We start from the raw sequence: 15,123 nt of genomic DNA, 5'->3' as shown, positions 1-15,123 counted from the left end.
TCTCCCCTCCCTGCAAGTTTTACATAATTCCATGCAATTATTATCATCACTGCTACTGCAAGATATATTGGATACCATTTTTTATTCTTCATTTGAATTATGCCATAAGCTGCAAGAATTATAAGCAGTGGTTGGCAGGATAAGAAAACGCACGGAAGTAAATAGCATAGCTTTAAACAAAATAAACTGGTAGCCGATAATTACAGCCCATAAAGGAGCAAGTTCCTTCCATTTGTAGCGGATTGCATAATATAATCCATAAATACTGAAAAAAGCAAAAATCATCCAAAACATATTACCTGCTACATTATAATAGTAATCATTATGAGGCAGACCGTCCTTTATCGGCAGTTTTACAACACTTGAAATGGCCCAATCTAAGGGCTAACGCAGCGTATACCGGCGCTCCGACTATAGTAACCAACGGATTAATTCTTTCAATTTCCGATAAACGCCGCTCATTGAATTCGTCGGTTTCGTATACCGTTTGTAATATTCATTATATCTGCCTGTCGATTTTAAAAATAAAATATAATTCCCAGGGTCAGAGACACAACAATAACACTGTAAATGATATTTGTTCTTCTCTTCTGCATAAATAACGAAAACGCCATAACCATAACCAACAGAATGCTTATTGCTGATCTGAAGAAAAAGATTACTAGTACGATAAAAATAAACTTAATAAGAGATAACAGGGTAAATGATCTCTGAACTTTAACGATAGAAATTATTGCCTCAATCATCATCATAACCATTAATCCTTCTTTCAGCAGGATTACGGAATAATACCACGAAACAGGATAAAGTAGTATTAGTATGGCTGCTAATCTTGAGGTAGGGCTGATCGAATAACATTGAGGCAAGTCTATACCTCCTTATCACAACTAAACTTCCTATAAGACACAAAAATAACTTTAATTATTACGGTGCCTGGCCAAATATGAAGATTGGAATTGTCAGAAACATAGCAAATCCGGTATCGGATATCTCATTTCTGAAACTTAATAAAATATGACTGTAGGCATAATTCAAACCCAGATCTCTCCAGATTACACTTGCTTCACTCGCAACCCTGTAATAAACCATTTCATCTTTTGCCCCGACATAATAAAACATCCCCCATGTACGATAGGATATTGCAAGGAGAATTACCATTGCAATCAACCGGATTACTAATGCACTTATAAAAAGTTCTGTAATGAATTTATTTTCAGATGTATTCGTCCATCGAATCGAAAGCCTGTTAACTCCTAAAATAACTGCCATCAGAATTACTAAAGCGGAAGCCATCCATTCTATTCCATAAATTTTACCCGGAAACGAAAGGTAAACACCTGCAATAGTAACAACTGAAAAAAGCATGGCCCTTTGGATAAAACAGAACTCCAGCCTAACAACATATTATTCATTTCTGATGATCTTTAAGAATTGTTCAGCCCTGCTCTCTGATGAATTTTTTTCTGCAATAAGAATCCCTTTTTTAACAGAATTCAGATCATATGATTTCTTAATTGCTTCTCTTATTTTAGCAATATAGTCGTCTTTGTTCTCTGCATATAAAGACAAGATCATCGAATTCCTTATAATCTGCGTTCAGGCGGTGAGTAACAAAGGTTTTTTACCCAGAGCCATATACTGATATTGCTTATTGTTATTCAGATAAAGGGCATATTCGTGACCTGGATTAGCAGCAACAAGACCTATATCCCAATTAATTACAATACCGGGAAATTTATCATATTCTATAAACCCAAGATGCTTCACATTGTGAAGCTCTGATAGCCTTTTCATTTCATGCTCCTGTGATTTATTCAAATCAAGTTTCCCTGCTATTTCAAAATCATATTCGGGCAGTCTTTCCGCTAAATAAATCAATAATTCAATATCAATTACGTAATTAATATTCCCCGCCAAACCAACAAGCGGCTTCGCTTTGGGCCTAATGAAGTCTTTCCATCGCTTGTAATCCCAAAGACCAAGGTCCACAGTATTAGGCCATAAATGAACATTAGCCGGCGTAAATCCATAGTATTTTTCAATGTAGTATGAGCAGAGGTTTTCGCTGATTCCCAGTACAATATTTGTCCTCTTAAGTATTGGCAGTTCCCTGTTATAATTAACATTGTCCTGTAGTATACTCGGATCGCGAAGGAGATAAACCAATTTCTGATGTTTACTCAAATATGGCAGCAGGAAATACTGATTTGGATCGATAAAAATATTATATCATAATTTTTAAAATCGTTTCCATTTAATATACCTGAAGAAATGTTCACAAAAAGAAAACACTCTGAACCTTCTTAGTTTTTCAACTGTCCAGAAATGATAATTATAAAACTTTATATCTCTTGTTATATTTTTCTTTTTCCCGATATTCAAAAGAGAATTGAATAACAAGATATCAAGTTCCGGGTTCAGCCGGTGAATTGCTTCGATAGTAGCCCGACGGGTATAATTAATAAAGTCAAGTCCGCTGCAAACAGTGAGAATCTTCAATCTAAACAGTTTTTTTAAGTATTAACTAAGAGATAAAAGCTGATTAGCAAAGTCATTATAATTCTTCTCTGCATTGAAGTTATTCTCCCAGTTCTTGCGGGATACATCCCGTTTTTTGATCCATTTCTCCCTGTTAATGTATACATCGTATAAAGCACTGGAAATTTCATCCGGAACCGGATCAGCCGATATGAGCAGACCATTTTCGTTATTCACAATCTCAGCGGTACCTCCTACTGCTGTTGCAATTACCGGCACTCCACACGACTGAGCTTCCATAAATGATACAGGAATCCTCGGAATCACTTACGTTTAAAAGAATATTTATGTTCTCTTCTTTATAAATTCTGTAGATTTCACTGTTAGGTATAAAACCTAAAAAATTATATCTGACTCTCCCTTCAAGAAGCCTTTTTGCAAGTGAATGCATTTCACCTTCTAGCGGTCCGGAACCGGAATGGACCCATTCAATCTTTACCCCGGGATAGTTCTCTGAGAAAGATCTTAAACTTTCTATAATCAAATCTATTCTTTTTGCTTTAACAAACAGTGAACATGAAAATATTCTAATCACTTCTGATGGAGGAGGAATAGAAATAAAATTGGGATCCGAGTCCCAACTTTGAAACTTCAAATTTGCTGTAATAGTCAGGAAACTTAATGTTCAGATATTCCATTCCATGTTCGGAAACTGTAAAGATTCGATCTATATACTTCAGGTTTTCTTTTTAAACAAATTGGTAATGTCAGATCCGAATTCACTATATAAATCAAACCTGTGTACCCTGGAAACAATTTTACAATCTGAGGCGATTCCATCTGAAAAACATAACGCTGATGTAACCTCGTTGTACCAATAAGTATAATGTATTGTATTACAATTATTTGTTAAATTCTCCAGGCACCAGTATTTTATTTCACTTATCCTAACAAAGTAATTAAATAAAGCCTTGATTTTTAGAGGATTAATCCGGAACGAAAGTCTCAGAAATTTGTAATTAAACAGAATGCTCAAATACTTAAACGCATACTTTCTAATTGCTTTTTGCCTGGAGATAATCTGATAATCCAAGGTTTAATTTAGTGTTTTGAGGTAATTCATTTTATTCCTTCTGAAGAATTATTCAGAGGAATAATCTCAATATTATTAAAATAGCGGGATATCTGATTTCATTGTATATGAAAATCTCATCCCAGTTTTCATATTTAATACAATAAATATAAAGGTTACTTCCCATTCAAATAATCTAAGATTACCGGATAAATATGCTGGTATTCAAACCATGGATCTTTACCGAAACTCGTGTTGTGCCAGAGAAAAACAAAACTCCCACTATGCCTCCTAACGCAATCAATGATTGTCTTTATCTCATTCAGTACTTCATCTGGTTTAGACTTCTTATATTTAATAAGGCTGCCCTCCATCACAATCAACGGTCGCTCAGTCATCTCCAATTGTTTTCCGGAAAGAAAATCAAAAATCGGGAACTCATTACATATTCCGCATCTGAATCCGATATCTTCAACATAACCCAAAGATGAGTCGCTGTTAAAGCCGCAGAGTTCCTGATTTACAAATGTTACAGGTTGTTCAATTCTTAAGAAATGCTGCCTTACTTCACTGATTTCAGTTCCTGTTATTGATTCAAGCTTAAGTTTCTCGGTTTTTAATACTTCTGCATTATTATAACTATTATAACTAGGATGTAAACCTATTATATGTCCTCTGAATATTATCTCTTTAATTCTTTCTTTAAACAGAACTGAATCGAGGTAATCTTCAAAATCGAGCGCACAGGTATTACCTGTCATAAAATAAAAAACCGATCTTGCTTTTATCCTTTCACTCTGGTCCATTAAATAATGAAAACTGTCGTGCGGATTATTTAATAATTGATAATAAATAGTCTTGATGAATCGGGACAAACTATGCTTTTTAATCAGAATTTTAGCCAAACTCCTGATTGTTGGATTCGGGCAAAACAGTGAATCAATATCATGAGTTATCCGGAAATTAAACTCCCTTTTCTTTCTTTGCAGGGATGGATCTGAGTTCCTTATTATATTCCATAAAAACTCAAAATATTCATTAACAACAGGTCTCTTATGGAACAAGCATTTATAAGCAACTGATTCATGTAACGGGAACCGGCCATGTTCGTCTTTTATCGGGTTGACATATTCTTCCCACCTCACGAGCATAAAAAAAATAGAAGCTATTAAATCTATTTTAACGACAGTTTTTCTAACTTTTTCGTTGGAAATAATTACCTGCGGACTTCCATATAAAACAGGAATGTTTTCTTCGCAACAAAACCCGCTATAAAAAAATTTAACACCCGATGGAAGTGCTTCGGAATTTAGGTACGAAGAGTTTGCGTATTTTGAAAAAAAGTGATCTTCGATCTCAATCACTGACCCATTATTAAGAATTATAATGTAATTTGATATATCCTGTAACTCAATTTCAGGACTTTCACCGAATAAATAGTTAAAAGAGGTTTTTATTACATATTCTCTTTCATTATAATAATACTCAGGTATAATTATTTTCATGCATTCCCAAAGGCTAATTTCTTAACCTCGCTAAGTAGCTTTATGAACTTACCTTTACGGCTGCGTTTTGTAATTTGCAGATAATGATTCTGCTCACCCCCGAAGCTTCTGAAAAAATGTTCAATTGGTTCAATCATGCTTCCTTCAAAATCAAAACTCTGTTTTCGATGTGCTGCCTGATTAATGCCTGCCCATATAAGTAGACTCATTGCTCCGCTGTTCCTGAATTCGGGATCTGCTCCTCCCATCAGGTAATAAGTACAATCTCTGTCCCAGATTAAATATATGGCTGCATGATAGTTACTATTTCCATCTTCACAACAGTATACTTCTGCAACATTGCTTTTGGCATTCTTTATCTAATTTTTGAATAAATGAGAAAGAATATGGAATTTTCTTATTCTTACGGTCGAATGTTAATGAGTTTATTTTATAAAATAGTTCAATTTTGTCCGATTCTACTACTTTGAGATATTTCTCTGCTTTTCTTATTTCACTTCTGGTACTTTCCTTAAAACCTGAAAATACGTTCTCTGGTTTAGACAATTCAGTAAGCTTATAGGTATAGGACAAACTTTGATCAAAACCCCTCCAGTAAAACGGCAATTTATTCCGGATTGACAGATTAATATTTTGCTGAAAGAAGTCGGTTGCAGGGAGTTTATCTATAAGTTTGTTTATTACCTCCTTTTCGTATGATAACAATGAACAATATTTCTGGTTAACAGGATATTTTATCCACGGACCGGAAAAAGGAGTTAATCTGGGCATCTTTACTACTCGTTGACTATAATTGCCATTAATAAAATAATATGGCCATACGGCCTTAATCTGATCTCCTTCCTCATAACTGACAAAATCCCAATTGCCTTCCCCAAAACCAGATCAAGCCACCAATCTGTAAGAAAAACCGGAATCCCGGACGGCCGCACAAAATTCTCTCTGTAGGTTTCCCTCATCTTAAGGAATCAATTTTGGTAAGGAGGAATATTTTCCTGAAGGAGGATTTTTCTGAATCATAGTTAAACTCCCCTACTCTTTGAAAAACCTGCTTGAATCAATCTGTATCGTGATGTTTGGGATTCATGTAAATTATCTTCACTTTCCGAGGTTTTACTTCAAGACTTTTTTCTATCTCCGAAACTACAATTTTTAAGACCTCAGCGGGAAATGGATTAAACAAGTAAAATATATCAAAATCAGTGTATTGGTCAAAATTCAAAATGTCACAATTAAATATTGCAACATCAGCTATTTTAAGTTTTTGCAGGTTATCTTTTGTTATTGAACATAGTCTCTCAGAATCTCTACACCGGCTACATTCTTAAAACCAAGTTCTTTAACGCAATCAGTGCACTCCCTTTGCCGCTTCCCAAATCAATTATTTTCTCGCTGGAAACTGAAAAAACCTGAATTCTCGGAAAAGAATGGTTTTAATATGTCTCATTCTGGTACCTTCATAAATATACCTGATTAATTTGAATTCCCAGTGAATTAAGTGATTCCGTATTTATAACATCAATTCCCTGATTCTATCATAAATTTTTTTCAACGAAAATGATTGCATTCTTTGTAAAGCTTTTAAGCCTGATCAATATATAATAATAGATAAGGATTATAAAAAAATGATTATAAAACTTAATTCAAAATCACTGACTACTACCTGAATAAAGAGTGAAACAGAAATTGTAGGAATTATAATCAAAGGTATTCTTATTCTTTTTTCCATAGTCTCCCTATTCTTCTTTTTATACCAATTTTGGATCTCAGATGATGATATATAAATCCTATTAGATACTTTATGTTTTTTAAATTAATTCCGAATTTTCCCTTAAAACTGAGCTTACTTAAATTTGTAAGTTTAACCGATGCTTTGAATAAAGAAATTGTTGAATGAAATCGCTTTGCTGTTTTTTGTGAAGGATAGGTTCTGAAAGATCCTATCCTAACCGGTGTATTTTGAATTTTGCAGCCCTCCAGTAATAACTTCCCCCATAATTCATAGTCCATTGAATAATGATTATCTGTATTCAGTCCGTTAATCTTTTTAACTGCCTGCAACGGGAAAAATGCAGATTGCTGGGCTATGGAAGCGCCATTCCTCCAAAAACCAGAAATATCAACAAGCATTTCTAGACCTTGAATTATATTTTCGCCTGATTTGATCACAACACTTTTTTCATCAATTGTTGCCCATTCACCGAGGTAAAGTGTGTTCGAATCAATCTTTGTATTCCGAACAAATCTGTTTAGCCCGTTGAGGCAAAGCAAATCATCACTGCAAATCCAGTTTACAAGCTCTCCTGTACATTTCCAAAATCCTTTGTTGATTGTTTTTCACTCTGACCCGAGTCTTTCTCCTTTACCCAATAAGTTATCCATGGTTCGTACTTCTTGATAATCTCCAGTGTATTATCACTGCTTCCCCCCGTCAACTATAATATATTCAAGGTTTGGATACATTTTGAAGGAGGATGGATCGTATAGTCTCCTCTATAGAATAGCCCTGATTGAAACTAGGAGTAATTATACTTGTCCTTGGCCAGGAGATTGCAAGATGTTGCAAAGACTCTGTTGATTCACTTTCTATAGTCCAGGGCCAGCCTGTTTTACCTGTAGGGGGGGGGGGGAGTTTGTTAAGCAGGTTCAAGGTTCAAGGTTCAAGGTTCAAGCTTGCTCATGAAAGCTTTCTGAACACTAGGGTCAAAGTTCAAGGTTCTAGATAAAACTTAAGATTTAAAGATTTAGATTCTAAAATTATCAGTTAATTTATTTTTACTGAAAATAAAAAAATCTATGATGAAAAGAGTTGAAAAAACAGTTGCAAATATTGTAAAAACAGTAAACATCCCAATATGGGTTGGCCGTTTGTAAAGACTTGTTAAGTAGGAGGGTTCTTTATATTGCATCCATTTCTGTTTATACTCATTAAAAACCGGATCACTAGTTTCGGTATAGAGAAAATCAAATTCGATATGGAAATTGTGGTACCACGGATAGGCGGGCTTGCCTAAAAGCATCATAATTTGAGTCCGTTATCATCGAATAGACTGAGTTTGCTTTGACTTCACTTACACCTCTTTTGGAAAGCAGGCAGTTGTATCAGCTGTCACTTTTTTATAGTCTGAAAGGGCCTGCAACACAACAATCATCCCGTTTAATACTCTCGACTGAGGTACATTATCATCAGCGTATTCTTCATACCAGTAACCGCTTCTGTCTTTATAAGTAACACCTCCATCCTTTACCTCGGTAAATAAGGTATTCATTGCTTTGCGTGCATAGTCGATATACATTGTGTCTTTTGTCAGCTCATAAGCTTTTAAAAATGCCTGTATGGCTCTTCCCTGACTCATAGCTGATCTCCAGGGTCTAGTCATGTGATAACTGCTCCAGTCAAAGTCAACATAATAAATCATAGAACTGTCATTGAGCTGAACCAAATTTGATTTCAACCACTCTATACATGTGAAAAACTTATTCCTGTTTTCAGGATTATCTATTTTATTATAATATTTTATTGCCTCCTGGGCAGTCATTACAACAGTAGTATGCTCTCCCACATTTCCTTCATAAACTACAATAGGGATGCGGAGTCGCTGTACCTGACATGCTGCGGAATTTTGCCTGAAATTTTCTGATATATTCCTGTCTCAAATTTTTCCAGCGGTTTCCCGATTTTGTTACTAAGGAGAATGGTTACTAAAATCCCTATCAGCAGAATTATAAGATATTTGTAAGAAAAATGCAGTTTCTTCAAGACTTGACTGCTTAATAATTTGATTCTTGCGGTGCCAGTAAATAATCTATATTCAGAATATTACCATGAATCCCGATTGAATCTATTTCTTCAAGGGCCATAAAACTTTCGTTCCTGAACTTTCTTTATAAGCATGATTTTATAATTCAATTGCCGAATGAGAGCTTCAGTTTTTCAAGTCTTCCCTTCGATTAGATTTTCTGCAGTATAAACAGGTAGTATCTCAATAATAATAAAGGGTCTGTGTTTCACAATTGTTCCTACACGATTGCAGTACCTCAGGTTCTGCCTCAACATCAATCTTGATAAGATGAATCCTGGGAATAGCGGTGACATCGGTAACTTCATTTATATTGAATACAGATACGAAATTTTTCTTACATATGCTACTGTCCGTGCAATAACCAGGTATTATTGAGGCCCGCCGGATCGCTGTCAGGAGTCATTATAATAATAAAAAGTAAGCAACGACTTTTATCTGATATTCCAGCCGGGAAAACAATAGCGTGTTTTAAGATTGTTTCTATCAATAATCTTATATAGAGGTAGTTTACACATACAGGATTTGGTTCAAATCCGAGATAATTGATCTCTTTATCAATGCTCTTTATTTTTATCAATGTCTGACCAATATTTGCTCCAACATCAATTACTGTCCAATCCTTATTTATTTTAAGCTCTTTCAATAACCCTGTGAACCAACCGCCTGTAAGGAAAAGGTTTTCCCAACCTGTCTTATTTAATACCGGAACTTTGAAGATTTTCCCGTTCAGTTTTATCCTCAGTGAGCAATTGAATCTGCTTACTGGTATAGGATCCTTACGCCCATACCGGTTAATTAATCCGGCTTTATTTAAGACTCGTGCACAATTGAGGCAATCATTTAATCGTTTTAATGTCTTAACCCTGTGATAAACTATTCAGGTTGAATTCCGTAAATATCTTGATAGGATATAAGAGCCTTCGTCATGTCAGATTAAAGTTTTGTAAATATTCATATATTTTTCAGCCTGATTTTCCAGTGTAAATCCTTCCAATACTTTTTCACGGCAATTTGCCATATACCTATATTCTTTCTCATTCAGGTTACACCATTTTATAGAATCTGCCAGAGAAATAACATTGCCTTTTTTTCCAAGGCGGTAGCCTGTGATTCCGTCCTGAATCATATCAGGTATTCCCCCAGTATTGAATCCGACAACAGGAATGCCACATGACATTGCCTCCAGGGCGGTTTGTCCAAAAGCTTCTTCCAGCGATGGTATTACGAAGACATCGGCACAATTGTATATTATCGAAAGCAGATTGTTATTTGCAACATTACCAAGATGAAGCATAGGAACATCTGTACCGGCAGGTACTGTGCCCGAACCAAAGCTTAACAAAACAAACCCGGATATTGTTCTTCAGCTGTTTCAAGCTCTCCGGAAAGCTCGTAAAATCCTTTTCGCGGATTATTGATCCCAGGTGCTCCAAATACTACTACCCTGCTGTTTTCCGGAATTTTTAAAGACCTAAGACAGGCTTGTTTATCCCCTTGGTATAAATTCATCAGTTTCAATCCCGTAATGAATTACATCAATGTCCATATCTCTGAAAATGCTGCTCTTCCTGCTTCTCGGCAAGCCAATGGCTGTCTGCTCTAATGATAATATTGTTTCTTAAAGCCAGTTCAGTGATTTTTTCTTTTCGTTTCAGATATTATATGAAAGGTCTTTTGAATCAGCGAACCGAGCTGTGGACAATTGTGACAGTTGGTAACATAGTTTTCACACCCGTTATTATAATGACACCCCCCTGTAAATGGGAACATATCATGCAGTGTCCAGACAACCGGCTTATTAATATGACTGAAGAATTCCGGCAAATCGACAAATCCGGAGATCCAGTGCAAATTATAGATATCAGCATCGGGTAACTGATCGGCAAATCCTGCTTTTCAGAGGTGCTCTGTCATCACTGAATACTTCTAGGCCGGCTGGTCGTGTGGATGTGTATTTCGAAATCAATATCTATTCTTAATTTATCATACCTGTATCTGAGTTTGCCAAGTCCCTTCGGATATTTATACCTTACAACAGACTTGTTTTCAGTCAGCTTATCCCTCACAAAAATCTTTGAATCGATACCTTTCTGAATTAGCCCGTTGTGTAATCTGAATGTTGCCCGGGCTGCTCCTCCGTTAATATCGCTTGTGCTTAGGTGAAGTATTTTCATTGGCTAAACTTCTTCAGTATAGTTTTAAGAGATGATTTTGCTTTCCTTTTGAGAGTATAATATGCCATATCGAAAGGTTCAATGAACTTCAGCCATATAATTCCAATCCTGTAAGTGAATGAATTTACCAATTTATCAATATCATGTTTCGGACGTAATTCAACTTGTAATACTCCGGAACTGATATCGGAAATCAGCTTTTGAATTATTCCCGGGTGAACCTTTTTAAAAGGGACAAGCCAGCTGGGAATCCATGAAACACTAAATACCCTGTACGGATGTGACAGTTTTAAAAACACATCATTAGCCCACCATTCAGCCTCTTTTCTTTTGGCCCATTCGGCATTTTTATAGTATAAAGTTTTTCAGTGACCTGTTTAGGGAATACAAAGAGTAATGATACATATAGAATCCCATTTTTCTGTTGTCTCGATTTGAAAATCTATCTCTTTCAGATTAATGCCATCCTGTTAATAACTGTAGGCGGCCTGGTTGTGATATATACTGATACCCTTCTTCCCATTTAAAGATTCTGAATATTTCAGGGAGATGTCTCTTAAAATACCAGCTGTCGACCACATAACTGAATCCACCCCAAAAACTTAATTGTTTAAATGATATCGTAGTAATGTTCTCATTTTTTTTGAGAAGGCTTTTAATCTTTAGAATATCTTCATCCCTGTAGAATTCATCAATATCAACCTGCCAGAGGTAGTTTCCTCCGGCCCTTTTTGCAAAAGCCCGGCACTGTTCCAGCTTTTCCCCCGGCCAGAAACCGTCTGAATGTCCCTCATCTTCAGCTGTAACAATTGTAATTTTGTTTTCCGGATCCTCCGTTCTCTTTATTTCGTAAAGCAGTTCAAGAGTACCATCAAGAGAATGACCTGAAGAAGATGCAACACTCGTGCACCTTCACAAGCTCCTCAGCAATAATTATTTCATAAGCGTGCGGGTAAAGGGCCCTGATATTATAACGGGTAAAGGTTCTCCGTTAAGAACAATGATACCAAAAGTTAATCTAATATTCATTTAAAATACTTTCAACTATCCTTTTAGCCTTTTGATTACCAATTCAGAACTAACTTATCCTCAAGAATATTGTTGTGATTGTGAATGACTTAGAAAAAGGAGTTGGCCCAGGAAGTTCCATCTTGATAAAGTTTTTGTTAGCCAGGTTAAATACTTGTCTGTATCTATCTCTTTCTGTATTGTCAAAAACAATTAGGCCTCCCTTTTTTATTTTATTCAAACTCTGTTTAAGACAACTCTGTCTTGATCTACCATCTATCAGTACAAGACTGAAATACTCATTAGGAAATGAATCTATAGTAGATACATAATTTTCAAAGACTTGTTTTTATACCTTTCATTTTCAGAGCTATATAGATTTTCTATTCCGATTGCATCAGTTGGTATCTTCATTAGAAGTTTAATGTTTTTAAGTCTTTATTCTCAATGGCCTTGCATATTTTTCCATACCACTGTTCATCATGTTCAACGCTTATTACTTCTCTTGCCCTTTCTGAAAAAAAATAATGTAGAGCCTCCACATCCATATTCAAAAACACTCATTTCTTTGCATATAAATTTGTCTATATATTTTATGGCGGGAAATGATATCCAAGGTATTCCAAAGTGCATTGAATCTGTTTGTGATTTAAAGAATCTCCATTTAATAAAATATGTATACAATGATAAATTATAGATAGCATTATTATACTTCTTATATAATTTTATCTGATCTCTAAATCTTAAAATATCTTTTACTACTTCAGGATAATTCACTGTTATTCAATTTGGTAACTAAGAAGAATACTCCCTTGAGTTTCATGAGGAGACTTGCCTGTATTATAGAAATCGACATTTCTAATCTCAAAATAAATTGCATTTTTAATCCAGTCTTGGATTTGTCCTGCAGCCTCACAATATAATGTCAAACTGTATGTTCCAGATGATAGAGGTATTTTTTCAACTTTAAAAAGTATTTCCTTTTCTTGATTAGGTAATAATGAAATAACCTTATCCAAGATATTATTACTTAAATAAGCAATTCTTGTATTCTGACTATTATCTATCCCTATATCAATCCTAGCATTGCTGATTGCCTTGGAACTGGAATTTTTTAATTTAATCATAAGATTTAAATTTGATCCTGTTGAGATAGGTTGATGATCATTCACTACAACACTTTTGAATAATATTTCACCTATTCCTTTTCTTTTTATAAACGATAGGTCCTTAGAGTATTGATCTCATTACTATCAAGATTTAAGTACTCATTTATAACCTCCTTGTTTTTTCCTACAGTTTCAATTTTACCATTATTAATAAGGATTACTCTACTAGTTAAGTTTTGAATTGCGCTCATATTATGACTTACAAAAAGAACTGTTCTATTTTTGTATTTGACTCACCTCCTGCATTTTGCCAATTGCTTTTCTTTGAAACTCGGCATCCCCAACTGCTAGGACTTCATCAATTATTAAAACTTCGGGTTCCAAAAAGGCAGCCACAGCAAAACCAAGTCGCACTGACATACCACTGCTATATCTTTTTACAGGTGTATCAATATACTTTTCACAACCTGAAAAATCGACTATCTCATCAAATTTTCTGCTTATCTCATTTTTACGCATGCCAAGAATGGCCCCGTTGAGAAAAACATTTTCCCGGCCTGTCAGTTCGGATGAAATCCTGTTCCTACTTCGAGAAGGGAAGCAATTCGTCCCTTATATGTAATTTTCCGGTGGTGAGCGGTTACTTTACTTAGTATTTTTAAAAGGGTGCTTTTACCTGCTCCGTTCTTACCAATAATTCCGAGCACTTCACCCTGTTCAACTTCAAAGTTTATATCCTTCAAAGCCCATACATATTCACTTGACCCCTTAACACTCCTGTCGTTCACGTCACCAATCTTAAGATAGGATCTTCCCTCCCCCGAACCAGGTGCCACCAGCGTCGAAGGTCGTGCGACAGGGTACCGGTACCTACAAGGCCAAGGCGGTACTGCTTACTAAGGTTTTCGATTTTATTACAGGCTCAGCTCATTCAGAGTTCAAGGTTCAAGGTTCAATGTTCAATGTTTAGTGAAATTTTGAGCCTTTAAAGTCACTCTTCTTTAAGTATGAAACAAGAGCTGAAATCTTTTGCTTAGTTGTGTTGTCAAGAGTTTCAGGATTAATGTATTGAAAGTCAAATGCCCTGTACGATTGAGATCTGGTTTCACCGCAAGATCCTTTTAAATTGTTAGAAACTGAATAACCTCCTTGTTTCCATCCCTCGAATCCTTCAGCAATATTGTCCATAACAGAACCTGAAGAACCTCTGATTTGATCCCTTAGTTTGAATGTCTGCAAAAAGGTTCTATTTCAGTTATTTGAAAAACAACTTTGGAAAACTCTCTTGCTTCTTTCCATATTTCCAGATCATCAAACCTCTCAACTTTCATAACAAATCTTCACTTGGAACTTTGAACTTGAAACATGGAACTTTAAACACTGTCCATAAACGTCTTTTCCGTTCTGTTGAAAACAGCAGCTCCAATAAGAAGAATTGTAATTGCAAATACCGCGCTGTAAGCCATGCCGTTAAGATGAAAACTTCCCGCCCCGGTGAAACTGTATTTAAAATTTTCAACAATTGAACTTACCGGATTGGCCATAATCGCCCACCTGTACTTTTCAGGGATCTGGGTAATCGGATATATAACCGGAGTTGCGTACATCCAGAGTTGTACTCCGAACTGTATAAGAAAGGTAAGATCACGGTATTTTGTTGTCATGGCGGAAATGATAAGCCCGAAGCCGAGGGCCAATAGTGCAATAATAAGTATGTATACCGGAAGATAAAACAGTGTTATATTTGGTACAATGTGCTGATCTGTAAAATAATAATAAAAGAAAACAGCAGGAATAAAAAAATTGTATTGAAAACTTAACCAAGTTCGAAGCTACAATTGATAACGGTGTAATGATCCTGGAAAATACCTACTTTCCCGAAAGTGCTGAGTTCTTTACGAAGGTATCAGATGTTAGACGAAGACACTCTGGAAAAATAATTCCATAGTGTAATACCTGCCATATAAAATAAAA

16 protein-coding genes and 2 pseudogenes are annotated in these 15,123 nt (G+C 35.5%); all 18 read right to left on the bottom strand.

Annotated elements, in window-relative coordinates:
• Positions 1-81: 81 nt before the first annotated feature.
• A complete protein-coding gene (locus tag IPJ16_05840; GenBank protein MBK7626711.1) occupies positions 82-285 on the bottom strand; it encodes a hypothetical protein in 204 nt (67 codons plus the stop codon).
• A gap of 639 nt (positions 286-924) precedes the next feature.
• Positions 925-1,365: a hypothetical protein gene (locus IPJ16_05835; GenBank protein MBK7626710.1), complete on the bottom strand. Its 441-nt coding sequence runs from the start codon at positions 1,363-1,365 to the stop codon at positions 925-927.
• Positions 1,366-1,404: 39 nt separating this feature from the next.
• A complete protein-coding gene (locus IPJ16_05830) occupies positions 1,405-1,575 on the bottom strand; it encodes a hypothetical protein (GenBank protein MBK7626709.1) in 171 nt (56 codons plus the stop codon).
• A gap of 21 nt (positions 1,576-1,596) precedes the next feature.
• The gene (locus IPJ16_05825; protein MBK7626708.1) at positions 1,597-2,166 is read right to left on the bottom strand and encodes a hypothetical protein; all 570 of its coding nucleotides are present in this window, start codon (positions 2,164-2,166) and stop codon (positions 1,597-1,599) included.
• Between the two features lie 72 nt (positions 2,167-2,238).
• Complete coding sequence (locus IPJ16_05820; GenBank protein MBK7626707.1) at positions 2,239-2,499, bottom strand: hypothetical protein; 261 nt, start codon at positions 2,497-2,499, stop codon at positions 2,239-2,241.
• A gap of 21 nt (positions 2,500-2,520) precedes the next feature.
• Positions 2,521-2,805 (bottom strand): glycosyltransferase, encoded by a 285-nt coding sequence (locus tag IPJ16_05815; protein ID MBK7626706.1) that lies wholly within the window; start codon positions 2,803-2,805, stop codon positions 2,521-2,523.
• Positions 2,806-3,726: 921 nt separating this feature from the next.
• Positions 3,727-5,055 (bottom strand): polysaccharide deacetylase family protein, encoded by a 1,329-nt coding sequence (locus tag IPJ16_05810; protein ID MBK7626705.1) that lies wholly within the window; start codon positions 5,053-5,055, stop codon positions 3,727-3,729.
• Positions 5,052-5,414, bottom strand: a complete 363-nt coding sequence (locus IPJ16_05805; protein ID MBK7626704.1) for a GNAT family N-acetyltransferase — start codon at positions 5,412-5,414, stop codon at positions 5,052-5,054. The genes IPJ16_05810 and IPJ16_05805 overlap by 4 nt, the downstream gene beginning before the upstream one ends.
• A 1,354-nt stretch (positions 5,415-6,768) precedes the next feature.
• Positions 6,769-7,185, bottom strand: a complete 417-nt coding sequence (locus IPJ16_05800; GenBank protein ID MBK7626703.1) for a hypothetical protein — start codon at positions 7,183-7,185, stop codon at positions 6,769-6,771.
• A gap of 941 nt (positions 7,186-8,126) precedes the next feature.
• A complete protein-coding gene (locus IPJ16_05795; protein ID MBK7626702.1) occupies positions 8,127-8,618 on the bottom strand; it encodes a hypothetical protein in 492 nt (163 codons plus the stop codon).
• A gap of 583 nt (positions 8,619-9,201) precedes the next feature.
• Complete coding sequence (locus tag IPJ16_05790; GenBank protein MBK7626701.1) at positions 9,202-9,501, bottom strand: hypothetical protein; 300 nt, start codon at positions 9,499-9,501, stop codon at positions 9,202-9,204.
• A gap of 285 nt (positions 9,502-9,786) precedes the next feature.
• The gene (locus IPJ16_05785; GenBank protein ID MBK7626700.1) at positions 9,787-10,200 is read right to left on the bottom strand and encodes a glycosyltransferase; all 414 of its coding nucleotides are present in this window, start codon (positions 10,198-10,200) and stop codon (positions 9,787-9,789) included.
• Positions 10,201-10,771: 571 nt separating this feature from the next.
• On the bottom strand, positions 10,772-11,032 hold the full coding sequence (locus IPJ16_05780; protein ID MBK7626699.1) for a hypothetical protein: 261 nt from the start codon (positions 11,030-11,032) through the stop codon (positions 10,772-10,774).
• Positions 11,029-11,331 (bottom strand): hypothetical protein, encoded by a 303-nt coding sequence (locus IPJ16_05775; GenBank protein ID MBK7626698.1) that lies wholly within the window; start codon positions 11,329-11,331, stop codon positions 11,029-11,031. Before IPJ16_05775 ends, IPJ16_05780 begins: the two co-directional genes overlap by 4 nt.
• A gap of 1,488 nt (positions 11,332-12,819) precedes the next feature.
• Positions 12,820-13,212 (bottom strand): Wzt carbohydrate-binding domain-containing protein, encoded by a 393-nt coding sequence (locus tag IPJ16_05770; GenBank protein MBK7626697.1) that lies wholly within the window; start codon positions 13,210-13,212, stop codon positions 12,820-12,822.
• A 41-nt stretch (positions 13,213-13,253) separates the two neighbouring features.
• A pseudogene (locus tag IPJ16_05765) lies at positions 13,254-13,988 on the bottom strand (ABC transporter ATP-binding protein).
• A 127-nt stretch (positions 13,989-14,115) separates the two neighbouring features.
• Positions 14,116-14,480: pseudogene (locus IPJ16_05760) on the bottom strand (four helix bundle protein).
• Positions 14,481-14,522: 42 nt separating this feature from the next.
• Positions 14,523-14,945, bottom strand: a complete 423-nt coding sequence (locus tag IPJ16_05755) for an ABC transporter permease (GenBank protein ID MBK7626696.1) — start codon at positions 14,943-14,945, stop codon at positions 14,523-14,525.
• Positions 14,946-15,123: the final 178 nt, after the last annotated feature.

The organism is Bacteroidales bacterium, assembly GCA_016709865.1.
In the GTDB taxonomy this organism is placed as follows: domain Bacteria; phylum Bacteroidota; class Bacteroidia; order Bacteroidales; family VadinHA17; genus LD21.
Note: the sequence above shows the minus strand (reverse complement) of the source record. Positions and strands in the feature narration are given on the sequence as shown.

Coding starts and splice junctions, on each gene's coding strand:
- IPJ16_05840 (MBK7626711.1), bottom strand. CDS start 285: ATGATTTTTGCTTTTTTCAGTATTTATGGATTATATTATGCAATCCGC.
- IPJ16_05835 (MBK7626710.1), bottom strand. CDS start 1,365: ATGCTTTTTTCAGTTGTTACTATTGCAGGTGTTTACCTTTCGTTTCCG.
- IPJ16_05800 (MBK7626703.1), bottom strand. CDS start 7,185: ATGCTTGTTGATATTTCTGGTTTTTGGAGGAATGGCGCTTCCATAGCC.
- IPJ16_05810 (MBK7626705.1), bottom strand. CDS start 5,055: ATGAAAATAATTATACCTGAGTATTATTATAATGAAAGAGAATATGTA.
- IPJ16_05780 (MBK7626699.1), bottom strand. CDS start 11,032: ATGAAAATACTTCACCTAAGCACAAGCGATATTAACGGAGGAGCAGCC.
- IPJ16_05830 (MBK7626709.1), bottom strand. CDS start 1,575: ATGATCTTGTCTTTATATGCAGAGAACAAAGACGACTATATTGCTAAA.